The sequence below is a fragment of the Comamonas sp. NyZ500 genome (assembly GCF_016772095.1).
Lineage (GTDB): Bacteria > Pseudomonadota > Gammaproteobacteria > Burkholderiales > Burkholderiaceae_C > Comamonas > Comamonas thiooxydans.
On the sequence record NZ_JAEIJE010000012.1, the window covers coordinates 82,015 to 105,168 of the forward strand.

Consider the following 23,154-nt stretch of genomic DNA (forward strand, 5'->3'; position numbering starts at 1 on the left):
GCCGCTCAATGGTGCCAGTCCACGATGCCGGTATAGGCCGTCACCAGCACGATGATGCCGAAAACGATGCGGTACCAGGCAAACGGCACAAAGCTGTTGGTGGAGATAAAGCGCAGCAGCCAGCGCACGCACAGCCAGGCACTGATGAACGAGAAGATCAGGCCCACGGCAAACAGCGGCACATCCGCCATGGACAGCAGCGCGCGCTCCTTGTAGAGGCTGTAGACGCCCGCGCCGATCAGCGTGGGCATGGCCAGAAAGAACGAGAAGTCCGTGGCGGCCTTGCGCGACAGGCCCATGAGCATGCCGCCGATGATGGTGGAGCCGCTGCGGCTGGTGCCGGGCACCAGGGCAAAGCACTGCACCAGGCCGACCTTGAGCGCATCGAGAGCCGTCATATCGTCCACCGACTGCACGCGGGTGGCGGCGGCGGGCCGCTTCTCGGCCCACAAAATCACGAAGCCGCCGAGGATGAAGGTGGTCGCCACGATGACTGGCGTGAACAGATGCTCCTGCACGTATTTGCCGAACAGCAGCGCCAGCACCACGGCAGGCAAAAAGCCGATGATGACGTTGAGCGCGAACTTCTGCGCCTGGCGGCTGCTGGGCAGCTCCACCAGCGTGTCCCGGATCTTCTGCCAGTACACCAGCATCACGGCAAAGATGGCCCCGGTCTGGATCGCAATCTCAAACACCTTGGCCTTGCCGCCGACAAAACCCATCAGCGAACCCGCCAGGATCAGGTGGCCGGTGGAGGAAATCGGCAAGAACTCGGTCAGCCCTTCCACAATGCCCATGATGGCGGCCTTGACCAGCAATAAAGTATCCACGCGAATCGTCCTTTGGATGCAGGGTTGAAGCAAAGCCGCCCATTATCCGCTCGCCATTTTCCCGCTCGCGCTCACATGACCTTTTCCGGCCACCAATCGACAGACAATCGCAAACTTTTACAAGACACGGTCGGCGCTTCTGGGCAAAGTCACGCGCTTGTGCTGCAATAGCTGCGCGCCGGTTGTCGGCGTTTTTTCAAAAATCACACCATCATGAAAAAATTTGTGGTCCTGGCTGTTGTCTCCCTGGCCTGCAGCATGAGCATGGCTGCCGGCGACAAACCCAAAACCGCCCAGCAGCAGCTCATGGGCACCTGCAACACCGAAGCCACGGGCAAGAAGGGCGATGAACGCAAGGAGTTCATGAAGTCCTGCCTGTCCGACGGCAAAAAGCGTCAGCAGGAACGCATGAAGAGCTGCAATGCCGATGCCGCCGGCAAAAAGGGCGACGAGCGCAAGGCCTTCATGAGCGAGTGCCTGAAGAAGGACTGAGCGGCTTTGCCGCTTCCGCGCAGCGCGCAATGCACAAAGCCACCGCAAGGTGGCTTTGTGGTTTCAGGCTGAAGCAGCTGCCAGGGCGGTTCGCCGGGCGCGGCGTTTTCTCCACCAGATGATGACCCCGGTGATGGACAGCATGGCCACCATCACGCCGACCAACGATATCAGCACACGTCCGAAGGTGCCCAGGATGCGACCGCTGTGCAGCGGCAGCTGCAACTGCACGAAGACATCGGCGCCCGTGCCGTGCCAGGGACGATAGCTGCCCAGCACCTCACCGCTTTCCGAGCTCACATAGACATTGGACAGCCCCATGCCCATGGCCCCGGTTTCGTCATCGGGATCGAAGAAGGACACGTTGTAGAACGGGAAATCCCCGCCATACCAGATGCCGCCGGCCTCGGTCTTGATGCCCAGCTGCACCGCCTCCTTGCGCGCGATCTCGATGGCTGTGGCAAAGCCGATCTCAGGCTCGATAAAGCTGCCCAGAGGTGCCGGCTTGAGCGTCTCGTAGGGGCCGGGCGTGGTGGTCGATACCTTGCTCATCACAGGGTAGAACACCTCGCGGTAGAGATTGATCGAGAACGAGGTAAAGGCCACGATGACTATCACGCCCCAGATCCACAGCGCACCCGCGCGGTGCAGATCGAAGTTGAGCTTGTAGGCACCGGCGCCCCAGCGTATGCGCCAGGACGGCATCCAGCGCGCCCACCAGGATTTACCGCCAGCCTTGGCGGGGGCATCCTGCGCCCCGGCCACAGCCGCCTTCTTCTTCACCGGCAGGGTCAGCACCAGTGCCCAGAAGCTGTCGGCCAGCCACAGCAGCGCGAGACCGCCCATGAACCAATAGCCCCAGCGGTTGCTGCCCGCAAACGTGGGACTGAGCAGGCTTTCATGCAGATGGCGCAGCCAGGGCATGAGATTGCGCCAGCTCAGGGCCAGGCTCTTGGAGTCGCGGTGGCCGGTGATGGCACCCGTCACCGGGTCCACGAACACCGTGTTGTAGCCCAGCACATGGGGCTTGCCCGTTGCCTGGTCCACCAGCGAGCGCACCAGAAAGGAAGCCGCCTCGCCCTCGCGCAGGCCCAGGCTCATATACGAGATCTCGACGCGCGCATCGGCTGCCTGCACGGCCTGGGCCAGTTGCAGCGGCGTCTGCAGCGGGCCGCGTCCCGGCGTGTGCAGCATGTCGGCGTTGAGCCAATCGTCGATTTCATGATCCCACGAGAGCACGGCTCCCGTGAGACCGGTCATGACCAGGAAGGCCGCGAGAAACAGGCCGACCCAGCGATGAACCACGGTCCACAGAGCGCGCATCAGAAGTCCACGCTGGCGGTCAGCGAGAAGGTACGCGGCGCGCCCTGGACCAGATAGCCGTTGGTGGCATAGCCGCCGACCGAGGCCCAGTAGTTGCGGTTGGCCACGTTGTCCACGCGTGCATTCAGGGTCAGCAGCTTGCCGCCGACGTCCATCAGATAGCGGGCGCCCAGGTCGAAGCGGGTCCAGGCCGGCACGCGCTGGGTATTGTCGGCATTGGCGTACTGTGCGCCGGTATACATCAGCCGTGCATTCAATGCCAGGCCGCGCACGCCCGGCACATCCCAGTCAGCGCCGATATTGGCCTGGCTGCGGGGCACGCCCACCACGCGCTTGCCGTCATTGGCGCCACTCGCCGTGCTCAGGTATTTGGCGTCCAGCAGAGTCAGGCCGCCGAGTACGCGCAGGCCCTTGACGGGCTCGCCGAACACATTGAACTCCAGACCGCGGTTGCGCTGCTTGCCGAACACGCCGTAGACATTGTTCTCCACATAGGCGCTGGGCATGCTGGTGGTGAAGAAGGAGGCGCTGGCACCGATATTGCCGCCGTCGTATTTGAGGCCCGCCTCCTTCTGGCGGGAGACATAGGGAGCAAATACCTGGCCAGCATTGCTGACGACCTGGCCACCGTTGCTCATGGGCGCGCTGCCGCCCTTGGCCAGACCTTCGATGTAGTTGGCATAAGCCGACACCTCAGGGGTCAGCTTGAACACCAGGCCAGCCACCGGCGTCACGCGGCTCTTGTCGTAGCTGCCCGAGCTTGCGCCCGTCATGGCATCGAAGCCGTCGACCTTGATGCTCTGGTAGCGCATGCCCACCGTGAGCAGCAGGCGCTCGTCCATGAAGCCCAGGGTATCGGCCAGCGCCAGGCTGCTGGTCTTGACGCGCTCGGTCTCGCGCGGGCTGCCCAGGATGCCGCCCAGGCCGGTATAGCCGGGCGCAGGCAGGGCCACCGGGTTGTAGATGTTGTTGCTCTGGCCGGTTGCGTAGTTGTAGCCCCAGGCATTGCGCTCGCTGGAATCAAAGGCCGACAGCGAAGCCACCACCGAATGCTTGACCGGGCCGGTCTCGAACTTGCCGCGCAGGCCCAGCTCGCCGGTCTTGACGCGGTTCTTGCGCGTGTTGTCGAAGCGGTTGACCGTGGCATCGCCAGCCGCGCTGGACAGCGTCAGGCCCGACAGCGCGTTGTCCTCGCTGCCCCGGCGCATGCCCACAGCGGCCCAGCCGGTCCATTGCTCGTTGAAGTCGTACTCCCCGCGCACGGTGCCGAACAGGTCGCGGCTGTTGGAGTAGGTCCAGGGCTGGGCGTAGTTGGTCTTGCTGTCAGGAGCAGCCGGAATGGGCAGATTGCCCGAAGGTGTCAGCGAGGGACGCGGCGCCGTCAGCTTGTGCTCCTGCCAGCCCAGATCGGCCGACAGGCGTGCACGGCTGCTGCGCCAGTCCAGGCCCAGCGAGCCGACCGTGGTGTGAACCTTCTCGCTGCTCACGCCGGTGCCACCGCTGCGCCGCGCAAGATTCAGACGCACACCCGCTGCATCATCGGGGCCGAAACGACGGGCCACATCGGCAGCCGCGTAGGCCTGCCCTCCGCTGGCGCCACCCAGGGTGACACGATTGAGCGGCTCGTTGCCGGCGCGCTTGGGCACCACATTGATGAGGCCGCCCAGACCGCCGCCGCTGACGCTGCCGGCACCCGCGCCGCTGAGAAAGGCATTCGCTCCGCGAAACACCTCCACACGCTCCACGAACTCCGACGCCATGTACTGGCGCGGCACCAGACCGTACAGGCCGTTATAGGCCACATCGTCGGAATACAGCACAAAGCCGCGCACAAAGTAGGCCTGCTGGAAGTTGCCGAAGCCGCGTGCCGAGCGCACGCCGGCATCGTTGAGCAGCACATCGCCCACGCTCTTGGCCTGCTGATCCTGAATCAGATCACTGGTGTAGCTGGTGGCGGAAAACGGGGTCTCCATCATGTCCTGGTTTCCCAGCACGCCGACACGCGCGCCGCGCGCCACCTGCCCACCCGCAAAAGACTTGGCCAGACCCTGGGCCGAAGCATCGGCGCTGGCCTCCACGGTCACGGTCTGCAGGGCAGCTTCTGATTCAGTGCTGGAAGTCTGGGCAAAAACACTCTGCTGGCTGCACAGTGCGAGAGTAGCCAGGGAAATCGGTCGTAGCAGGAACATTATTAATATTATTGAGAATGATTTTCAGAATCGTTAATTTTAATAATCAATCTCCTTTGCCGATGCCTAACACCCTGAAATCTCAACGGGATCCAGGGCAGGCCGCAAGTCCTGAAGATGCTGCGTGATATGTGTGCGCGCACAAACAAGCACAAGCAGAACCAATACACCACTCACACCTGCCGAGGTGCAACTGGCTCCCATGTCTGCTCACTTCGTCGCAAAGCGCTGGCCGCCAGCAGGCTGGGCTTGCACAGTCATGTGCAAGCACCAGGAGCCAGCCATGCAACTCACGCCATTGATTGCCTTTCACATGAGTTCCGCCATCGCGGCCACTCTGACCGGAGCCATCGCACTCTGGGCCAGGCGCCATGCCGGCCCGCTGCCCTGGCTGCACAGAATCGCAGGCCGTGGCTTTGTGCTGCTCATGCTGGCCACCGCCATCTCCGCCTTGTTCATACGCGACTTCAAGCTGCCCAACTGGGCAGGCTTCACGCCCATCCATCTGCTGATCCCCGTGACGCTGGGTGGCCTCGCACTGTCCTTCTGGCATCTGGCGCATCGGCGCATCGCCCAGCACCGCAGCGTCATGCGCAAGCTGTACTTCGGCAGCTGCGTCCTCGCAGGGCTGTTCACGCTGCTTCCGGGCCGCCTGCTCGGCAATCTGCTGTGGCAGCGATTGGCCTGATCCCCGCCCTCATCCCACGCTCGACAAGGAAAAAACATGAACTCGATCTCTGAAGACGCTCTGCGCCAGCAGGCACGCCGCCGCGCCGGCATGAAGCTAGGCTGGTATATCCATGCTGCGGTCTATGCCGCGGTGAATCTGGGCCTGATGGCCCTGGCTTTGAGCCAGGGACGGCACTGGGCCATCTACCCGGCTCTGGGCTGGGGTCTGGGCCTGCTGATTCATGGCGCAGTGGTCTGGCTGCTGGCACCCGGCAGTCCGCTCTTTCAACAACTGCTGGAGCACGAGCTGAAAACGCTGCAGCGCAGCGAAAAGCGCTAGATGCCGGACCGCCCATCACCTACCATGCCCGTCATGTCCATGTTTGCGCCCGCTCCCCTGCTTCGTCACGCCGGCATCACCGTGGCTGCCTGTCTGCTGATCGCTGCTGCCTTGACCGCTCTCGGCCAGGGCCTGTGGGATGTCAATCTCGCCTATTCGCTGGCCATAGGCCTGATCAGCTGGCTGAGCATCGATCTGCTCAGGCTGCGCTGGCGCGAGTCCGACGACATTCCCTGGCCGCGCGGCATGCGCGGCATGGCCGTGGTGCCGCTGGGAATTGCAGCAGGCCTGATTCTGGGCAATCCACTCGGTAGTCTCTATGTTCAGCAGTTCCATCCCGAGCTGTCGGCCACAGCCCGGCCCTCGCTATGGCTGCCGCTTGCCATCACCATGGCGACCAGCATTGCCATGTCCTGGGGCTTTTATGTGGTGGGCAAGTCGCGCCATCTGCAAATGCAGGCAGAGCAGGCCCAGCGCCAGGCCGCCGAAGCCCGGCTCAGCCTGCTGCAGGCGCAGCTGGAGCCGCATATGCTGTTCAACACCCTGGCCAATCTTCGCGTGCTGATCGCCACCGATGCGCCACGCGCCGAGCAGATGCTCGATCATCTGATTGCCTACCTGCGTGCCACGCTGGCCGGTTCACGCCACGGCACCCACAGTCTTGCCAGCGAATTTGCCTTGCTGGCCGACTATCTGGCCCTGATGCAGATCCGCATGGGCGACCGGCTCAGCTATGGCCTGCATCTGCCCGCTGAACTGGCCGAACTGGCCGTGCCAACCCTGCTGCTGCAGCCGCTGGTGGAGAACAGCATTCGCCATGGACTGGAGCCCCAACTGGCCGGCGGCCACATTGCCGTTCAGGCAAGCATGCTGGATGACCGCCATCTCCTGCTCAGCGTGCATGACAATGGCCTGGGCCTGCCAGTGCGGCCTGGCCAGCCGCCTTCCGGCTCCGGCTTTGGCCTGCAGCAGATTCGCGAACGTTTGGCCAGCCGCTACGGCGGCGCTGCCCGCTTCGATCTGACAACAGACAGCGCAGGCGCAACCAAGGCCTGCATCGTATTACCCCTGAAGTCCCAGCCATGAACACCAGTCCGCCGCGCGCCCTGATTGCCGAAGACGAACCGCTGCTGGCCCTGGCATTGCAGCAGTTGCTGGGCCAGCTCTGGCCCCAGTTGCATATCGAGGCCAGCGTGGCCGACGGCATCAGCGCCGTGCAGCAGGCGCTGAGCCGGCTGCCCGATCTGCTGTTCCTGGACATTCGCATGCCCGGCCAGACGGGGCTGGAAGCCGCCGCCGAAATCGCCGATGCCTGGCCTGAGGAGCAAGCACTGCCGGCGATTGTCTTTGTCACCGCCTACGATCAGTACGCCCTGGCGGCCTTCGAGGCCTGCGCCATGGACTATGTGCTCAAGCCGGTGCAGGCGGCGCGCCTGGGCCAGACCGTGCAGCGCCTGCAGCAGTGGTGGCAGCAGCGCCAGCCGGTACAGGGCACGGACCTTGCCATGCACAATCACCGTCAGCTCGAACAGCTGCTCGGGCTGCAGCAGCAACTGCTGGGGCAGGGCCCCGCCGCGCTGCAGATTATTCAGGCCAGCGTCGGCAACCAGATCCATATGGTGAGGGTGCAGGACATCATCTACCTCGAAGCCGCCGACAAATACCTGCGCGTGCTGACGGCCGCTCAGGAGTATCTGATCCGCACTCCGCTCAAGGATCTGCTGCCGCAACTGGACGCCCGCGAGTTCTGGCAAATCCATCGCGGCACCGTGGTGCGCGCTCAAGCCATTGCCAGCGCCCAACGTGACGAGTCCGGACGCCTCGGCCTGCTGCTGCGCGAGCGCCCTGAAAAGCTGGCCGTCAGCCGTCTCTACGCAGCGCGCTTCAAGGCGATGTAGCCAGCTCCATCACATCCTCCCAGTCCACACCCTGCATGGCATCCCAATGCGCCACGATGACGCTGCGGGGCCGCGCCGGGTTCTTGAGCTCGGCGGACATGGCAGCCAGCGCATGCTGCACATAGCGCTCGGACGGCTTGTCCAGCGCCGCCAGCGGCTCGTCGATCAGTACCAGCTCGGCGGCGCTGGCCCAGCCAGCGGCCATCCACAGCTTGCGCTGCGTGCCCGATGACAAGGCCAGCAGCGGCTTGTGCAAATGCGGCTCCAGCCCGAAGCCCTGCACATGCTGCTCGAACTGCTGCTGCGACCAATGCGGATACAGCGTGCGCTGCAAAGCCACCCAGCTCTCGGCCGGCATCTGGCTATAGACATCGTTGAGCGGCTGGCGCGGGTCCTGCCAGAAGCAGGAGCTTGCAGCCAGGCGGCCGTTGTCGGCGAACGGATAGTGCAGCAAGCCCATGCGCAGCGGCAGTTGCCCGGCCAATGCCTTGAGCCAGCTGGTCTTGCCCGTGCCCTCGTCGCCTTGCAGCAGGCACAGTCCGGCATGCCAGCAATGCGAGGCCTCATGGGCCACGGTTCGGCCCGGGTAGCCGAAGCTCACCTGCAGAGCCTGCACCATGCACAGCGACTCGCAGCCTTCATCAAGTTCAGAATTCATAGCTGACAACGCCTTGTATATATATGTCCACGGCTGATTGTGGCCAAAGAACCCACGGCCATGCGCAAAGCAAGGCACAGGCACAATGGCGTCCCCCCTCAACAGCGCGCAATATGCCATGGCTCTGGATTATCTGGAATTCGATTACAGCGAAGATGAAGAAGGCACTGGCACCTGGGACGCCATGGCCAGCGTCAAGGCCGAGCGCGTGCCGGCTTTGACCGGCGAAATCGAAGCCCTGCTGCGCTGGGCCAGCCAGAAGTTTGCGGGCCGCCAAGGGCCCCTGGAAGACGGCAATGACTGGGACTATGACCTGCAGGCGCAGGACGATGACGGCCAGCCCCTGAGCGCCCGCTTCGACAGGGCAGCAGGCAAGCTGGAGCTGCAGGCCTCTGCCACGGGCCGCACCACGGTCAGCCTTTGCCTTTCGGGCTCCACGCAGTTCGGCGATGCACTGCGCCAGGCCTTTGATCTCGAAGCCTGACATCCTGGCCCGAGGCTGCAGCGCCTGAAGCTTGAAGTCAGGTGCGCGCTGTGCACAATGGATGGCTCCAAGCGATCTGCAAAGGCATGTCCATGACCGAGCGACTCTCTGCCCCGTTTGTCATCGAGCAATTTATCAAGGCACCGCGCGAGCTGGTCTACGCGGCCTTCACGCAAGGCGAGCACCTGAGCCACTGGATGCGCCCGCCGGGCATGGTGATGACGCAATGCGAAGTGGATGCACGCGAAGGCGGCAGCTTTCATTACGGCATGCGCGCCGAGGCCATGCCCCAGGCGCCCGCCATGTGGGGCAAATGGAGCTTCAGGGAGCTGAAAGCACCCGAGCGCATCGTCGTCGTGGTGCAGTTCAGCGATGCCGTAGGCGGCGTCACGCGCCACCCGATGGCCCCGCAATGGCCGCTCTATACCTTGTCGACCACCACGCTCAGCGAGGAATCCGGCGGCACGCGCCTGCATCTGGAATGGCGTGCCCTTAACGCCAGTGCCGTGGAAGAAGCGGTGTTCGACAGCTCGCACGCCAGCATGAACATGGGCTGGAGCGGCAGCATGCAGTTGCTGGCCGGCTATCTGGCCAGGATACAGGCGGCCTAGCGATCCATATCCTGGCGCTGCCTGGGTGGCTCGGCCGCATTTCTGCGACTGGCTCCGGCACGCCCGGCCTTGCTCCACTGATAGTCCACTCCATCGGGCGTCTTGCCATCCTCGACCGCAGACACGCCCACAGGCCCGACCATATCGCGCAACTCCGACGAAATCACCACATGGGCATGGCGCTCGTCCTTGCGCAGTTGCTGGCACAGGGCCAGCGCCTCGCTCATCTGCGCATCGGAGAAGGCCCGGCATTGCGGCAGCCAGACTGATGTCTGGCCCTCGGGCTCGGAATTGCGCAGGTAGAAAACAGCAATGCTCATGGTTTGATCTTCACAACAACAGAGCCACGGTTGTAACCCAGACCACAAGCCTGCACGGCGCGCTCACTCTTTGCGCTGCCCCGCATCCAGCGGCTCCCAGCCCCCTGCCACATTCTTGAGCAAGGTGTTCACGGCCGTCAGCCTGCGGTTTCTGACGCTGTTGAGGCTGTTCTGGGCGCTGAGCACCGTCGTCTGGGCCGAGAGCACGTTCAGATAGGCCACGATGCCGGCCTGGTACTGGTTGTTGGCCACGGTCAGCGACTTCTGCGCTGCGGCCAGGGCCTCGGTCTGCACCTGCTCCTCCTGGGCCAGATTGACGGCGGCGACCAGATTGTCCTCCACCTCCTGCAGCGCCGTCAGCACAGTCTGCTTGTAGGTGGCGGCATTCAGGTCCAGCGTGGCACGGGCCGACTCCACGGCCGCCGAACGCGCGCCGCCGTCAAACAGGCTCATGGCCAGCGCCGGTCCCAGCGACCAGAACAGATTCGGCGCATTGAGCAGATCGGAGAGCACGGAGTTGCGATAGCCGGCCGATGCCGACAGGGTCAGCGAGGGGAAATAGGCCGCACGCGCCACGCCGATCTGCGCATTGGCCATGGCCACGCGGCGCTCGGCAGCAGCAATGTCGGGGCGCCTCTCCAGCAAGGTGGAGGCCAGCATCTCGGGCACGGCAGGCGGCGTCGGCAGGTGGCCGGTGACCGGCAGGCTGAAGTTGGCCGGAGCCTTGCCCAGCAAGGCCGCCAGCGCATGCTCGTACTGGGCGCGCGTGATGCGGGCTTCCAGCAGGCTGGCCTGGGTGCTCTTGTACTGGGACTGGGCCTGGGCCACATCGGCCGAAGACACCACGCCCGCCTGGTAGCGATTCTGCGTGAGCTTCAGACTTTGCTTGTAGGCCTCCAGGCTCTCCTGCAGATACTTCATCTGCGCCTCGGCGGCACGCAGCGAGAAATAGGTCTGGGCCACCGATGCCTGGGCCGACAGACGGGCCGCAGCCAGATCGTCGGCACTGGCCTGGGCCGAAGCCCGGCTGGCATCCACCGCGCCCGAGAGCTTGCCCCAGAGATCCAGCTCCCAGCTGGCGCTCAGGCCCAGCGAGAAGTTGTTGTTGATGCTGCCGCTGCGCGCCACGTTCTCGCCGTTGGTATTGCTGTAGGTGCCGCCGCCGGTCAAGGCACGCGAGCCGCTGCCCGTGGTGCTGAGCGTGGGCAATTGCGCGGCGCGGCTGCTGGCGACGGCGGCCTGGGCCGAGCGCAGACGGGCCACGGCCTGCTCCACGCCGGGATTGCCTGCGGCTGCCGCCTGCTGCAGCTGATCGAGCGTGCTGTCGCCATACACCGTCCACCACTGGTCGGGCACTGCAGCGGCCGGGCTGGCCGCCGAGCTCTGCGCCGGTTGCCAGACGCCGAACTGCGCGGCCTCGGGCGTGGCCTCCTTGAAGCGGGCCGGCACATCGAGCCGGGGAGGCTGATAGGCGGGCTGGGTGGAACAGGCCGCCAGCGCCAGCGCCGCAGCAAGCGGCAGCAGACGCGGCATCCAGCGGGGCAGCGACCGGGGAGAATTCTTCATAAAAGTGAGCTGCTTGCGCTTATCCTGATTGGATTTAAAGCCGATTTGATTCAAAAAATGTGCTGGCATATACATCTCACTTCGCCTCAGCCATGGCAGAGGCCTGAGCGCCGCGCCTTCTGGCCGGACGACGCGCCCAGAGGCGCAGCACGCTGCGGCGCACACGGTCCAGCAGCACATAGACCACGGGCGTGGTGTAGAGCGTGAGCAACTGGCTCAGCAGCAGGCCACCCACGATCGCAATGCCCAGGGGCTGGCGCAGCTCGGCACCGTCGCCCCGGCCCAGGGCCAGGGGCAGCGCGCCGAACAGGGCCGCCATGGTGGTCATCAGTATGGGGCGCAGGCGCAGATGGCAGGCCCGATAGATGGCCTGGGCCGCCGTGGCATGACCGCCTTTCTCGCGTTCCAGCGCGAAGTCGATCATCATGATGGCGTTCTTCTTGACCAGTCCGATCAGCAGGATCACACCGATGAAGGCGATCAGCGAGAACTCGGTCTTGAACCACATCAGCGCCAGCAGCGCGCCCACGCCGGCCGAGGGCAGCGTGGACAGAATCGTCAGCGGGTGGACCAGGTTCTCGTAGAGGATGCCCAGCACCAGATAGATGGTGATGATGGCCGCGAGAATCAGCAGGGGCTGGCCCGCCAGCGCCTGCTGGAAGGCTCCGGCCGAGCCGCTGAAGCTGCCGCGGATGGATACCGGAACGCCCAGCTCCAGCATGGCATTGCGGATTGCGTCATTGGCCTGCGACAGCGAGACATTGGGCGCCAGGTTGTAGCTCACGGTGCTGGCCGGCGTGCCGCTCTGGTGCTGCACGGACAGCGGCGTGGTCGAGGTGGTGATCCTGGCAAAGGCCGTCAGCGGAATCTGCTGGCCCGCGCTGTTGACGAAGAAGAAGCCGCGCAGCGTCTCCGGGCTCTGCAGATACTGGGACGAGGCCGTCATCACCACGCGGTACTGGTTGAGCGGGTTGTAGATCACGCCCACCTGGCGCTGGCCGAAGGCATCGTTGAGCGTGTTGTCGATCTGCGCCACTGTCAGGCCCAGGCGCGTAGCCTGGTCGCGGTCTATGACCAGCTTGGTCTGCATGCCGTTGTCCTGGACATCGCTGTTGACATCGGTCAGTTCCGGCAGCGTGGACAGCACCTGGCGGATGCGCGGCTCCCACAGGCGCAGCTCGGCCGTATCGTCGGCCTGCAGCGTGTACTGATAGGAGGACATGCTCTGGCGCCCGCCAATGCGCACATCGCTCTGGGTCATCATGAACAGCCGCGCGCCAGGTTCGTCCTTGAGCTTTTCACGCAGGCGGTTGATGACTTCGTCGCTAGACACCTTGCGCTCGGCCATGGGCTTGAGCGACATGAACATATTCGCCGCATTGGCCTGGCCGCCGCCGGTGAAGCCGGTCACATACTCCACGGCCGGGTCCTGTTGCACCACATCGAGAAAACGCTTGATGCGGCGCTCCATGGCCTGAAAGGACGTGGACTGGTCGGCACGGATGAAGCCCATGACGCGGCCCGTGTCCTCGCTGGGCATGAAGCCCTTGTCTATGGTCTGGTAGAGATGGATGTTGAGGCCTATGACCGCGACCAGACTCAGCAGCACCACGGGCTGGTGGCGCAGACCCCAGGCCAGGGTGCGGCGGTAAAGCGCCGTCACGCGCAGCTCGAAGCGATCCATGGCCAGCGAGATGCGCAGCCAGAACGCATCCCAGCGGCGCGTGAAGGGGCGCCTGGCGCGTTCGGCACGGCGGCGCTCCTCCTCTGCCGGTGTGCGCAGCAGAGCCGCACACATCATGGGCGTGGTGGTCAGCGAGATGATCATGGAGACCAGAATCGCCGCCGACATGACCACGGCAAACTCGCGGAAGAACCGCCCCACGATGCCGGCCATGAACAGAATGGGCACGAACACCGCAATCAGCGACAGGCTCATGGAGACCACGGTGAAACCGATCTCGCGCGCGCCTTCGATGGCAGCCTGCATGGCGGTCTTGCCGCGCTCCATGTGGCGCATCACGTTCTCCAGCACCACGATGGCATCGTCCACCACAAAGCCTGCGGCCACCGTCAGCGCCATCAGCGAGAGGTTGTCCAGCGTATAGCCGCACAGATACATGACGCCGAAGGTGCCCATCAGCGAGGCAGGCACGGCCACGGCCGGAATCAGCGTGGCACGCAGGCGGCGCAGAAAGACGAACACCACCATGATGACCAGCGCTATCGAGATCAGCAGCGCGTTCTGCACCTCCTTGACCGAGGCGCGCAGCGTGGGCGTGCGGTCCGAAATCACCGTGACATCGATGGCCGGATTGATGGAAGCCCTGAGCTGGGGCAGCATGGCGCGCACCTTGTCCACGGCCTGCAGGATGTTGGCGTCGGGCTGCTTGAACACCTGCAGCAGCACGGCGGGCTTGCCGTTCATCACGCCGTAGTTGCGTATGTCCTGCACGGAGTCGGTGACATCGGCCACATCGGACAGTCGCACGGCATTGCCGTTGTTCCAGCGCAGCACCAGGGGCGCGTATTCTGCGGCAGTGCGTGCCTGGTCGTTGGTGGCCACCTGCCAGTAGTGGTCTTCGCGCTCCACGGCGCCCAGGGGGCGGTTGGCATTGGTGGCGGTGATGGCCGTGCGCACGGAATCCAGAGATACGCCATTGGCGGCCAGCCGCACCGGGTCCAGCTCCACGCGCACGGCCGGCAGCGCGCCGCCGTTGATCGATGCCTGGCCCACGCCTTCCACCTGGGCCAGCTTCTGCGCCAGCACCGTGGAGGCCGCGTCATACATCTGGCCTCGTGTGAGGGACTGGGATGTCAGCGCCAGAATCATGATGGGCGCGTCGGCCGGGTTGACCTTGCGATAGGTCGGGTTGCCCGGCATGCCCGAAGGCAGCAGCGTGCGCGCCGCATTGATGGCGGCCTGCACGTCGTGGGCAGCGCTGTCCACCGTGCGCGTCAGATCGAACTGCAGCGTGATGCGCGTGCTGCCCATGCTGGAGCTGGACGTCATCTCGTTGACGCCCGCAATCGCGCCCAGGGCGCGCTCCAGCGGCGTGGCCACGGTGGCCGCCATGGTGTCCGGCGCCGCGCCGGGCAGGCTGGCGGTCACCGAAATCGTCGGATAGTCCACCTGCGGCAACGGCGCCACCGGCAGCTGGAAATAGGCCACGCCGCCCACCAGAGCCATGCCTATGGTCAGCAGCAGGGTCGCAATGGGCCGGAAGATGAAGGGCGTGGAGATGCTCATGGACGCGCCCCGTCCCGGCCGCCATCCTCGGCCTCGCCCATGACCTCGGCTTCGGAATGCGGCACATGCTTGACGGCCGGCAGGCCGCGCCTGGTGCGCCAGCCCTCGGCCCAGTTTTCAAAAGTCAGATAGATCACCGGCGTGGTGAACAGCGTCAGCAACTGGCTCAGCAGCAGACCGCCCACCAGGGTCACACCCAGGGGCTGGCGCAGCTCGCTGCCCACGCCGGTTCCCAGCATCATGGGCAACGCGCTCAGCAAGGCCGCCAGCGTGGTCATGAGAATCGGGCGGAAGCGCAGCAGACAGGCCTGGTAGATCGCGTCGCGCGCATTCATGCCCTCCTCGCGCTGGGCGTCCAGCGCGAAGTCGATCATCATGATGGCATTCTTCTTGACGATGCCAATCAGCAAGATGATGCCGATGATGGCGATGATGTCCAGATCCAGCCCAGACACCAGCAGCGCCAGCAGCGCCCCCACACCCGCCGACGGCAGGGTGGAGAGAATCGTGATCGGGTGAATCGTGCTCTCGTAGAGCACACCCAGCACGATGTACATGGTGATGATGGCGGCCAGCACCAGCAGCAGGGTGTTGGAGAGCGAGGCCTGGAAAGCCAGCGCCGCGCCCTGGAACTGCGTGTCCACCGACAGCGGGATCTGCCCCTCGTCGCGCAACTGCGCAATGATGGTTTGCGCCGCCTCCACCGCATGACCCAGCGACACGCCGGATGCGGTGTTGAACGAAATGGTGGCTGCCGGCAACTGCCCCACATGGTTGACGGCCAGCGCCATCGGGCGCTCGCTCACCGTGGCAATCGATGACAGCGGCACCGGCGCACCGTTGCTCGATGCGGCATAGATATTCTGCAGGGCCTCGGGCCCGATCTTGAACTGCGGCGCCACCTCCAGCACCACGCGGTACTGGTTGGACTGCGTGAAGATGGTGGAGATCAGACGCTGGCCGAAAGCGTTGTAGAGCGCCGAGTCCACCGACGAGACCGTCACGCCCAGGCGGCTGGCCTGGGCCCGGTCGATCTGCACATAGGCCTGACGGCCCTGGTTCTGCAGATCGCTGCTCACATCGAGCAGCTGGGGCAGTTGCTGCAGACGCTCGACCAACATCCTGGTGCTGGCCGTGAGCTGGTTCATGTCCGGCGAGGAAAGCAGCAACTGATACTGGGTGCGAGCCTGGCGATCCTCTATGGTCAGGTCCTGCACGGGCTGGGCATAGAGGCGGATGCCGGGCACGGCGCGGGAGTCCTCGGCCAGGCGGTTGAGCACCACGGGCAGACGGTCGCGCTGGGCATGGGGCTTGAGGTCGATCTGGATGCGGCCGGTATTGAGCGTGGTGTTGGTGCCATCCACACCGATAAACGAGGAGATGGATGCCACGGCCGGGTCCTTGAGCAAATGCTCGGCCAGCGCCTGCTGGCGCTCGGCCATGGCGGCAAAGGAGATGGACTGGTCGGCCTCGGTGGTCGCGGCAATCGTGCCCGTATCCTGCTCGGGGAAAAAGCCCTTGGGCACGACGAAATACAGCAGCACCGTGACCACCAGCGTGGCGATGAACACCAGCCAGGTCAGCTTGCTGTGATCCAGCACCCAGGTCAGCATGCGGCCGTATTCGGCAATCACCTTGTCGAAAAAGCGCGCGACCGCAGCGTCGAAGCCCTTGGACTCGGCCTTTTTCTTCTCGGCCTCGGGTTGGTGGCGCAGCAGGCGCGCGCACAGCATGGGGGTGAGCGTGAGCGAAACCACGGCCGAGATCAGGATCGCCACCGTCATGGTGATCGCGAATTCGTGGAACAGACGGCCCACCACATCCCCCATGAACAGCAGCGGAATCAGCACCGCGACCAGGGAGATGGTCAGCGAGATGATGGTGAAGCCGATCTGCTTGGCACCCTTGAGCGCGGCCTGCATGGGCGGCTCGCCCTTTTCCACATAGCGGGCGATGTTCTCGATCATCACGATGGCATCGTCCACCACAAAGCCCGTGGCAATGGTCAGTGCCATCAGCGTGAGGTTGTTGATGGAAAAACCCGCCAGATACATGACGCCGAAAGTGCCTACCAGCGACAGCGGCACCGCCACGCTGGGAATCAGCGTGGCCGATGCGCTGCGCAGGAACAGGAAGATCACCATCACCACCAGGGCGATGGCCAGGGCCAGTTCGAACTGCATGTCCTTGACCGAGGCGCGAATGGTCACGGTGCGGTCGGTCAGCACCTGCACGTCGATAGAGGCCGGCAGCGTCTCCTTGAGCTGGGGCAGCAGGTTCTTGATGGCATCGACGGTGTCGATCACGTTCGCGCCGGGCTGGCGGCGGATATTGAGGATCACGGCCGACTTGGAGCCAGTCTCGGGCGTGCCCGACCAGGCTGCCAGACGCGTGTTCTCGGCGTCGTCCACGGTCTGCGCCACATCGGACAGGCGCACGGGGTTGCCGTTCTTGAAGGCGATGATCAGGTTGCGGTACTCGGCCGCCGACTGCATCTGGTCGTTGGCATCGATGGTCGATGCGCGGTTGGGGCCATCAAAGCTGCCCTTGGCGGTCTTGACGTTGGCCGCAGAGATGGCGGTGCGCACATCGTCCAGCGTCATGCCGAAGCTGGCCAGCGCTGCGGGGTTGGCCTGGATGCGCACGGCCGGGCGGCGCGCGCCGGCAATGGCCACCAGGCCAACGCCCTTGACCTGGGAGAGCTTGGGCGCAAGGCGGTTCTCCACCAGATCGTTGATCTTGATGACGGGCAGCGAAGGCGAACTGATGGCCAGTGTCAGCACCGGCGCATCGGCCGGGTTGACCTTGCTGTAGAGCGGGGGCATGGGCAGGTCGCTGGGCAGCAGATTGGTGCCCGCGTTGATGGCGGCCTGCACCTGCTGCTCGGCCACGTCCATGGACATATCGAGCGCAAAGCGCAGGCTGATCACCGATGCGCCGCCCGAACTGGTCGAGGACATCTGGTCCAGCCCTGGCATCTGGCCGAACTGGCGCTCCAGCGGTGCCGTGACGTTGGAGGTCATCACATCGGGGCTGGCCCCGGGGTAGAGCGTGGTGACCTGTATGGTGGGGTAGTCCACCTCGGGCAGGGCCGAGATAGGCAGCAGGCGGTAGGCAAGAATGCCCGAGATCAGCACCGCCACCATCAGCAAGCTGGTGGCGATGGGCCGAAGAATGAAGAGGCGCGAGAGATTCATGATGGCCGCAGGCTCTGGCTATGCTCAGCGCGCCGCGCCGCTGGTCTCAGCCTTGCCGCCTGCTTCGCGCTCGGCGCGCAGCTTCTGGAAGAAAGCGCGGCGCTCTTCGGGCGACAGGGCCTCCAGCTTGGCGCGCTGCTCGGGAGTCAGCTGGGGACGGTCCCCCCGGCCCTCGGATCTTTCCGTGCGGCCCTCGCCGCCTTCACCACGCTCGGCCCCGGCCTGGGGCCTGGCCTCGTTCGCAGCGGCAGGCTTGGCATCCGGCTTCGCATCGGTCTTGGCGTCCGGCTTGGAGGGACTGCCCTGCGCCTCGCGCGGCTGATCGCCACGGGCGTCCGTGCCACGCGGTCCCTGGCCGGAACCTGCATTGCCGCCATTGGCACCGCGCTCGGCGCGCAGCTTCTGGAAGAACTCCTTGCGTTCCTCGGGCGTCATCTTGGAGACTTTTTCACGCTGCTCGGGACTGAGGTTGCGCATCATGCCGCGCGGCTGGCTGGCGGCATCCTGCACGGCCTGGTCGACCTTCTTGACCTTTTCGGAGTCCACCACCGTCACCTGCGCGCCTTCGCGCAGGCGGTCGATGCCGTCGGTCACCACCTTGTCGCCGGGCTCCAGCTCGCCGCGCACGCTGACATAGTCACCGTCCGTCACGCCCACAGTGATCTTGCGCTGAGTGACCGTGTTGTCGGGCTTGACCAGATAGACGAAATTGTTCTGCACCGCATTCGCGGGCACGACCAGCGCCTGATCGAACTGGCGCAGCTGCAGCTTGACGTTGACGAACTGATTCGCGAACAGCTTGCGCTCCGCGTTGTCGAACGAGGCCTTGGCTTTGACCGTGCCCGTGGTCGTGTCGATGGTGTTGTCCAGCGCATTGAGCTGGCCCTTGGCCAGCATCTGCTTTTGCTCGCGGTCCCAGAGCTCTACGGGCATGAGCTTGCCCTCGCGCAGTTGCTGGGCCAGCGTGCCGACATGGGTTTCGGGAATGGAGAAAACGGCGTCGATGGGACGAATCTGGGAGATTGTCACCAGCCCGTTGGTATCGGAAGGGTTGACCACGTTGCCGAGGTCGGCCTGGCGCAGGCCCAGGCGACCCGAGATGGGGGCCGTGATCCTGGTATAGCTCAGCTGCAGCTTGGCCGCATCGACCTGACCCTGATCGGCCGCCACCGTGCCCTGCAGCTGGCGCACCAGCGCGGCCTGGGTATCGACCTGCTGGCGGGCAATCGAGTCCTGGGCCTGCAGTTCCTTGTAACGCTGCAGATCGAGCTGCGCATTCTTGAGCTGGGCCTGATCGCGTGCCAGAGAGCCCTGCACCTGCGCCAGCGAGGCAGCAAAGCTGCGCGGGTCGATCTCGGCCAGCAACTGGCCGGCCTTGACCTCGTCCCCCTCCTTGAAGTGCAGCTTGAGCAGCTCGCCCGAAACCTTGGCGCGCACCACGGCCGTGGCACGTGCATTCATGGTGCCGATGGCGCTCACGAGCACGCGCATGTCACGCTGCTCCACCACTCCGACGCTCACGGGCTGAGCCTGGCTCATGCCGCCAGGGCCGCCGGGGCCGCCCGGCCCTGCGCGACCATTGCGCCCTGCGCGTGCACCGGGCCCGCCCGCTCCCTGCTTAGGAGCTGCAGACGCAGACGTATCGCCGCTTGCACCCTGTTTTTGCGCATACCACCAATAGCCACCGCCAGCGGCTGCCAGGGCGAGCACCACCGTGGCAAGCAAGACGGGCCGGACCTTGCCCTGCTGTAAAGAATGACGATTGGGGTGCAATTTGGATGAGCTGGACATGGTTGAGCGCAGGAATTTCGAGCCTGAATTGGCGCCAATGGTATCCAGTTGCAATCAAACCCCGGGTCAGGCAGCGCCGGCTTTGCCAGCATTTACCCCCGCTTTACCTTGGGTTTACCTGCTGAAGTTCCGTATTCGGAGACTTAAACAGTGCTGACTTTCATAGCTGCAATGACGGCGTTTTCAGGCCTCATGCTTGGCGGCTGACACTGCCCCTTGCTGCGTCCGCCATGCGGCGCAGGGAATCCGGCTCCAAGGAGAAACCCATATGACCACCGAACGCCTGACCAATCACCCCGAAGAAGCCGCCGTGCGCGTGCCGCTGGAGCTGTATATGCGCGGCCATGCCGAAGACAATGCCGAGCATATGCGCGCAGCCTTCATGCCCACGGCCCGGCTGGAGTCCGTGCGCGAAGGCCCGCTGACCTCCTGGGACCTGGACTTCTACTGCCAGCGCTTCAAGAACACGCCCGCTGCCGACGAAGCCACGCGTCGCCGCGTCATCGACTCCCTGGACATCGTGGGCACGGCCGCCATGGCCAAGGTCACGCTCTACCACGGTGCCGTGACATTCACCGACTACTTTGTGCTGCTCAAGACCGAGCAGGGCTGGAAGATTGCCAACAAGGCTTTCCACGCCCAGCCTCAGTAAGGTTTGGCCAGCTCCATCCAGCCCCTGGCCTCAGGCTCAGGGGCTTTTTTATTCATGCGCTGGTCAACGGGTCAGCAGCCAGAGCGCGCCCAGCACGATGACAGCCCCAAGGCCCCAGGCCCAGACGGGGATGCCTGACGATTCGCGCGGCGGCGCCGAGGGCGTGGCGTCCAGCGGCGCGTAGCTGGTGGAGGCCGCGTCGTGCTCCCAGGAGCGTGTATCCAGCTCTTCTGCACCGCCTTCGTCTTCGGACTGCTCGCTAGGGTGGCGCTGCTGCATCAAGGCTTCGAAGCGCGCAAAGAAGTCCTCGGCCATGCTCTTGGCTGCGCCGTCGATCAGGCGCTGGCCCAACTGGGCAATCTTGCCGCCCACCTGAGCCTGCACCTCGTACTGCAGCTCGCAATGCCCTGCATCGGTGGGTGTCAGATCGACCTTGGCCTGGCCCTTGCCAAAGCCGGCCACACCGCCCTGACCTTCAAAGGCAATCGTGTAGCTCTTGGGCGGCTGCACGTCCGACAGCGTGACCCGGCCGTTGAACTTGGCCGATACCGGACCGATCTTCACGGACATGGCCACCGCATAGGAGCCATCGCCTGCATCCTCGAACTTCTCGCAGCCGGCCAGGCATTGCTGCAAGGTTTGCGGATCGTTGAGCGCTTCCCAGGCCTGCTGCTGGCTCACGGCAAGAGGACGGCTGGCATGCATTTCCATGGTGTTCTCCTTTTCAATCTCGGTGAGGCAGTTGCAGCAGCTTCGCCAGGTGGACAGCCAGTTGCTGCAACGACTGCAGGTTGTGCACGGCCAGCATGGCATGGCTGTGACGATGCAGCACCTGCGCGCCTTTGGCCAGCGGGGCATACCCGTCAAAACGCAACAAGGGGTTGAGCCAGACAATGCGCGCACTGTGCCGCGCCAGCCATTGCAGCTCCCGCTCCAGCAGCGCACTGTCGCCGGTATCCAGCCCGTCGCTGACCAGCAGCACCAGGGTACGTCGCCCCACCAGATGGCGCGCCCCCTGGCGGCGCAGCTGTGCCAGGCACTCTCCCAGGCAGGTGCCGCCGCCGAAATCGTCGATGTCGCGATTGAGCTGGGCCAGCATGGCATCGGGGTCGCTGTGGGCAAAAGCCCGGTTCAGCTCCTGCAGGCCGGTTCCCATGCTGTAGACATGGCGGCGCAGCTGCGGATATCGCCGGGGGCTGGTGGCCTGGTGCAGAAATGCCAGCAGCAGACGCACATAGCGCTCCATGGAGCCCGACACATCGACCAGCGCCAGCCAGGGCATGGGCAGCCGCTTGCGCCTGCGCCATTTGAGACTTGCCAGCTCGCCGCCCGTGGCTGCCGCCGCCTTCAGACTGGCGGGCCAGTGCACGCGCAGCCCCGAGGCGCGCAGCTCGCTTCTGCGACTGCGATAGCTGGGCAGCGGCAAGCGGATATCGCGCGCCAGCTGCTGCACCAGGCGGTACTCGCTGGCACTGAGCTGGTTGAAATCCGCGTGTTGCAGCCTGCGCCGGTCGCTGGCCGACATGGCGGCATCCAGCGTCAGCTCCTCGCTCGCGGTCTTTTGCCGTGCGGCGCGAATCGCCGACAAGGCCTCTTGCACACGCGGCCTGTGACGCGGCCTGGCAGCCTCAGGCGCGCCCGGCAGCAACTGGCTCAGAAGCTGCTGGGCCACCTCGGGGTTGCGAAAGTAGGCCGCAAACAGCTCGCGAAAGACCGCCAGATCCTGTTCGCGCGAAACCAGCACGGCCTCCAGCGCGGCGGCCACGTCCTCGCGGTTCATGCCCACCAGCATCAGGCCTTTCTGGGCCAGCGCCAGGCGCTCGGCATCCACCGCCAGCCCCGCGCGGCGCAGGGCTCGGCCAAACCCCAGCAGATTGATGGGCAGCTTGCCGCTGCGCGCGTCCCCCCACCAGCTCACGCTTGCGGGCCGCTCTGGCGACTGCGCCTGCAGCTCAGGGTGTGGCATCGGGCTCCAGCAATTGCTGCAGACGCTCTGGCGTGAGCGCGGCCACGTCCTCGCGCTGCTTGAACAGAATGCCCGCCGTCTCGTGCACCAGCTCGGGGTCTATGACCAGGGTGTCGAGCGCCACCAGCGCCTTGGCCCACTCCACGCTTTCGGCAATGCCGGGCGTGCGCTCGAAGGCATCGGCAAACGGGCGGCTGCGCAGCCGGTCCACAAAGCGCGCGATCTGCTCGGTCAAGGCCGCTGCGGCCTCAGGCACCTTGGACTGGACAATGGCCAGCTCGCGCTCGCGCTCGGGATAGTCCAGCCAGTGATAGAGACAGCGGCGCTTGACCGCGTCATGCAGATCACGCGTGCGATTGCTGGTAAGAATGGTGACCGGCGGCAGTTGGGCCCTGATGACCCCGAGCTCGGGAATGCTGACCTGGTACTCGCCCAGATATTCGAGCAAAAAGGCCTCGAAAGGCTCGTCGGCCCGGTCCACCTCGTCAATCAGCAGCACCGCGCCGGGCGCAGGTGCCTGCAGGGCCTGCAGCAAAGGGCGGCGTACCAGATAGCGCGGCTGATAGACCTCCTGCTCGACAGCCTCCAGTTCCGCCGCGCCACGCAGCTCGGCCGCGCGCAGGTGCAACAGCTGAGCCGCGTAATTCCACTCATACAGCGCTTCACGCTGCTCCAGGCCGTCATAGCACTGCAGCCGGATCAGTTGCCGCGCCAGCACCTGGGACAGCGCCTGGGCCAGCGAGGTCTTGCCAACGCCCGGCTCCCCCTCCAGCAGCAGGGGCCGCTGAAGCCTGAGCGCCAGAAACACGGCCGTAGCCAGACGCCGGTCCGCGAAATAGCCCACTTCCTGCAAGGCGGCCAGCAGCCCATCCACCGACTCCAAAGCGCTGTTCACATCAGTATTCATAGCTGCCTGCG

20 protein-coding genes are annotated in these 23,154 nt (G+C 64.9%); 8 read left to right on the plus strand and 12 right to left on the minus strand.

Features of this window, described 5'->3' with window-relative positions:
* Nucleotides 1-5: 5 nt before the first annotated feature.
* The gene (locus JAO85_RS17515; RefSeq protein ID WP_034409450.1) at nucleotides 6-830 is read right to left on the minus strand and encodes an undecaprenyl-diphosphate phosphatase; all 825 of its coding nucleotides are present in this window, start codon (nucleotides 828-830) and stop codon (nucleotides 6-8) included.
* Between the two features lie 213 nt (nucleotides 831-1,043).
* Between JAO85_RS17515 and JAO85_RS17520 the strand changes: the two genes are divergently transcribed.
* Nucleotides 1,044-1,322, plus strand: coding sequence for a PsiF family protein (locus tag JAO85_RS17520; protein WP_003052901.1), 279 nt, complete (start codon nucleotides 1,044-1,046; stop codon nucleotides 1,320-1,322).
* Between the two features lie 63 nt (nucleotides 1,323-1,385).
* Here JAO85_RS17520 and JAO85_RS17525 read toward each other — a convergent pair whose 3' ends face one another.
* The gene (locus tag JAO85_RS17525) at nucleotides 1,386-2,645 is read right to left on the minus strand and encodes a PepSY domain-containing protein (RefSeq protein WP_202788638.1); all 1,260 of its coding nucleotides are present in this window, start codon (nucleotides 2,643-2,645) and stop codon (nucleotides 1,386-1,388) included.
* Complete coding sequence (locus tag JAO85_RS17530) at nucleotides 2,645-4,834, minus strand: TonB-dependent siderophore receptor (RefSeq protein WP_202788639.1); 2,190 nt, start codon at nucleotides 4,832-4,834, stop codon at nucleotides 2,645-2,647. The genes JAO85_RS17525 and JAO85_RS17530 overlap by 1 nt, the downstream gene beginning before the upstream one ends.
* Before the next feature lie 283 nt (nucleotides 4,835-5,117).
* Between JAO85_RS17530 and JAO85_RS17535 the strand changes: the two genes are divergently transcribed.
* The 4 genes from JAO85_RS17535 to JAO85_RS17550 are packed head-to-tail and all read left to right on the plus strand — an operon-like array spanning nucleotide 5,118 to nucleotide 7,741.
* Nucleotides 5,118-5,522 carry a DUF2306 domain-containing protein gene (locus tag JAO85_RS17535; RefSeq protein WP_003069222.1) on the plus strand — a complete coding sequence of 135 codons (405 nt, stop codon included), beginning with the start codon at nucleotides 5,118-5,120 and terminating at the stop codon, nucleotides 5,520-5,522.
* Between the two features lie 36 nt (nucleotides 5,523-5,558).
* Entirely contained in the window at nucleotides 5,559-5,843 is a 285-nt protein-coding gene (locus JAO85_RS17540) for a 2TM domain-containing protein (protein ID WP_003069220.1), read from the plus strand.
* A gap of 24 nt (nucleotides 5,844-5,867) precedes the next feature.
* On the plus strand, nucleotides 5,868-6,929 hold the full coding sequence (locus JAO85_RS17545) for a sensor histidine kinase (protein ID WP_012839341.1): 1,062 nt from the start codon (nucleotides 5,868-5,870) through the stop codon (nucleotides 6,927-6,929).
* Nucleotides 6,926-7,741, plus strand: coding sequence for a LytTR family DNA-binding domain-containing protein (locus JAO85_RS17550; RefSeq protein WP_012839342.1), 816 nt, complete (start codon nucleotides 6,926-6,928; stop codon nucleotides 7,739-7,741). The genes JAO85_RS17545 and JAO85_RS17550 overlap by 4 nt, the downstream gene beginning before the upstream one ends.
* Here the strand turns inward: JAO85_RS17550 and JAO85_RS17555 are convergent.
* The gene (locus JAO85_RS17555; protein WP_039049115.1) at nucleotides 7,728-8,399 is read right to left on the minus strand and encodes an ATP-binding cassette domain-containing protein; all 672 of its coding nucleotides are present in this window, start codon (nucleotides 8,397-8,399) and stop codon (nucleotides 7,728-7,730) included. The two genes, JAO85_RS17550 and JAO85_RS17555, sit on opposite strands and share 14 nt — an antisense overlap.
* 85 nt (nucleotides 8,400-8,484) lie before the next feature.
* On the opposite strand from JAO85_RS17555, the gene JAO85_RS17560 reads away from it, so the two are divergent.
* Nucleotides 8,485-8,883 carry a hypothetical protein gene (locus JAO85_RS17560; RefSeq protein WP_237734894.1) on the plus strand — a complete coding sequence of 133 codons (399 nt, stop codon included), beginning with the start codon at nucleotides 8,485-8,487 and terminating at the stop codon, nucleotides 8,881-8,883.
* Nucleotides 8,884-8,975: 92 nt separating this feature from the next.
* Complete coding sequence (locus JAO85_RS17565) at nucleotides 8,976-9,494, plus strand: SRPBCC domain-containing protein (protein WP_202788640.1); 519 nt, start codon at nucleotides 8,976-8,978, stop codon at nucleotides 9,492-9,494.
* Here the strand turns inward: JAO85_RS17565 and JAO85_RS17570 are convergent.
* From JAO85_RS17570 to JAO85_RS17590, 5 genes are all read right to left on the minus strand, one after another.
* Complete coding sequence (locus JAO85_RS17570) at nucleotides 9,491-9,814, minus strand: hypothetical protein (protein ID WP_202788641.1); 324 nt, start codon at nucleotides 9,812-9,814, stop codon at nucleotides 9,491-9,493. The two genes, JAO85_RS17565 and JAO85_RS17570, sit on opposite strands and share 4 nt — an antisense overlap.
* Nucleotides 9,815-9,877: 63 nt before the next feature.
* Nucleotides 9,878-11,455: an efflux transporter outer membrane subunit gene (locus JAO85_RS17575; protein ID WP_202788642.1), complete on the minus strand. Its 1,578-nt coding sequence runs from the start codon at nucleotides 11,453-11,455 to the stop codon at nucleotides 9,878-9,880.
* Between the two features lies 1 nt (nucleotide 11,456).
* Nucleotides 11,457-14,630 carry an efflux RND transporter permease subunit gene (locus tag JAO85_RS17580; protein ID WP_039049113.1) on the minus strand — a complete coding sequence of 1,058 codons (3,174 nt, stop codon included), beginning with the start codon at nucleotides 14,628-14,630 and terminating at the stop codon, nucleotides 11,457-11,459.
* Complete coding sequence (locus tag JAO85_RS17585; RefSeq protein WP_012839349.1) at nucleotides 14,627-17,827, minus strand: MdtB/MuxB family multidrug efflux RND transporter permease subunit; 3,201 nt, start codon at nucleotides 17,825-17,827, stop codon at nucleotides 14,627-14,629. Before JAO85_RS17585 ends, JAO85_RS17580 begins: the two co-directional genes overlap by 4 nt.
* 24 nt (nucleotides 17,828-17,851) lie before the next feature.
* Nucleotides 17,852-19,618 carry an MdtA/MuxA family multidrug efflux RND transporter periplasmic adaptor subunit gene (locus JAO85_RS17590; RefSeq protein WP_202788643.1) on the minus strand — a complete coding sequence of 589 codons (1,767 nt, stop codon included), beginning with the start codon at nucleotides 19,616-19,618 and terminating at the stop codon, nucleotides 17,852-17,854.
* Nucleotides 19,619-19,886: 268 nt separating this feature from the next.
* Here JAO85_RS17590 and JAO85_RS17595 point away from each other — a divergent pair, with 268 nt between their 5' ends.
* Nucleotides 19,887-20,270: a nuclear transport factor 2 family protein gene (locus tag JAO85_RS17595; protein WP_003069196.1), complete on the plus strand. Its 384-nt coding sequence runs from the start codon at nucleotides 19,887-19,889 to the stop codon at nucleotides 20,268-20,270.
* A gap of 63 nt (nucleotides 20,271-20,333) precedes the next feature.
* Here the strand turns inward: JAO85_RS17595 and JAO85_RS17600 are convergent, their stop codons facing one another.
* The 3 genes from JAO85_RS17600 to JAO85_RS17610 are packed head-to-tail and all read right to left on the minus strand — an operon-like array spanning nucleotide 20,334 to nucleotide 23,143.
* On the minus strand, nucleotides 20,334-20,981 hold the full coding sequence (locus tag JAO85_RS17600; protein ID WP_202788644.1) for a CoxG family protein: 648 nt from the start codon (nucleotides 20,979-20,981) through the stop codon (nucleotides 20,334-20,336).
* Nucleotides 20,982-20,994: 13 nt separating this feature from the next.
* Nucleotides 20,995-22,236, minus strand: coding sequence for a VWA domain-containing protein (locus JAO85_RS17605; protein WP_202788645.1), 1,242 nt, complete (start codon nucleotides 22,234-22,236; stop codon nucleotides 20,995-20,997).
* Nucleotides 22,223-23,143 carry a MoxR family ATPase gene (locus tag JAO85_RS17610; RefSeq protein WP_202788646.1) on the minus strand — a complete coding sequence of 307 codons (921 nt, stop codon included), beginning with the start codon at nucleotides 23,141-23,143 and terminating at the stop codon, nucleotides 22,223-22,225. Before JAO85_RS17610 ends, JAO85_RS17605 begins: the two co-directional genes overlap by 14 nt.
* Nucleotides 23,144-23,154: the final 11 nt, after the last annotated feature.

Coding starts and splice junctions, on each gene's coding strand:
- JAO85_RS17565 (WP_202788640.1), top strand. CDS start 8,976: ATGACCGAGCGACTCTCTGCCCCGTTTGTCATCGAGCAATTTATCAAG.
- JAO85_RS17585 (WP_012839349.1), bottom strand. CDS start 17,827: ATGAATCTCTCGCGCCTCTTCATTCTTCGGCCCATCGCCACCAGCTTG.
- JAO85_RS17610 (WP_202788646.1), bottom strand. CDS start 23,143: ATGAATACTGATGTGAACAGCGCTTTGGAGTCGGTGGATGGGCTGCTG.
- JAO85_RS17545 (WP_012839341.1), top strand. CDS start 5,868: ATGCCCGTCATGTCCATGTTTGCGCCCGCTCCCCTGCTTCGTCACGCC.
- JAO85_RS17570 (WP_202788641.1), bottom strand. CDS start 9,814: ATGAGCATTGCTGTTTTCTACCTGCGCAATTCCGAGCCCGAGGGCCAG.
- JAO85_RS17520 (WP_003052901.1), top strand. CDS start 1,044: ATGAAAAAATTTGTGGTCCTGGCTGTTGTCTCCCTGGCCTGCAGCATG.
- JAO85_RS17575 (WP_202788642.1), bottom strand. CDS start 11,455: ATGTATATGCCAGCACATTTTTTGAATCAAATCGGCTTTAAATCCAAT.
- JAO85_RS17590 (WP_202788643.1), bottom strand. CDS start 19,618: ATGTCCAGCTCATCCAAATTGCACCCCAATCGTCATTCTTTACAGCAG.
- JAO85_RS17560 (WP_237734894.1), top strand. CDS start 8,485: ATGGCGTCCCCCCTCAACAGCGCGCAATATGCCATGGCTCTGGATTAT.
- JAO85_RS17605 (WP_202788645.1), bottom strand. CDS start 22,236: ATGCCACACCCTGAGCTGCAGGCGCAGTCGCCAGAGCGGCCCGCAAGC.
- JAO85_RS17530 (WP_202788639.1), bottom strand. CDS start 4,834: ATGTTCCTGCTACGACCGATTTCCCTGGCTACTCTCGCACTGTGCAGC.
- JAO85_RS17525 (WP_202788638.1), bottom strand. CDS start 2,645: ATGCGCGCTCTGTGGACCGTGGTTCATCGCTGGGTCGGCCTGTTTCTC.
- JAO85_RS17550 (WP_012839342.1), top strand. CDS start 6,926: ATGAACACCAGTCCGCCGCGCGCCCTGATTGCCGAAGACGAACCGCTG.
- JAO85_RS17580 (WP_039049113.1), bottom strand. CDS start 14,630: ATGAGCATCTCCACGCCCTTCATCTTCCGGCCCATTGCGACCCTGCTG.
- JAO85_RS17555 (WP_039049115.1), bottom strand. CDS start 8,399: ATGAATTCTGAACTTGATGAAGGCTGCGAGTCGCTGTGCATGGTGCAG.
- JAO85_RS17600 (WP_202788644.1), bottom strand. CDS start 20,981: ATGGAAATGCATGCCAGCCGTCCTCTTGCCGTGAGCCAGCAGCAGGCC.
- JAO85_RS17595 (WP_003069196.1), top strand. CDS start 19,887: ATGACCACCGAACGCCTGACCAATCACCCCGAAGAAGCCGCCGTGCGC.
- JAO85_RS17540 (WP_003069220.1), top strand. CDS start 5,559: ATGAACTCGATCTCTGAAGACGCTCTGCGCCAGCAGGCACGCCGCCGC.
- JAO85_RS17535 (WP_003069222.1), top strand. CDS start 5,118: ATGCAACTCACGCCATTGATTGCCTTTCACATGAGTTCCGCCATCGCG.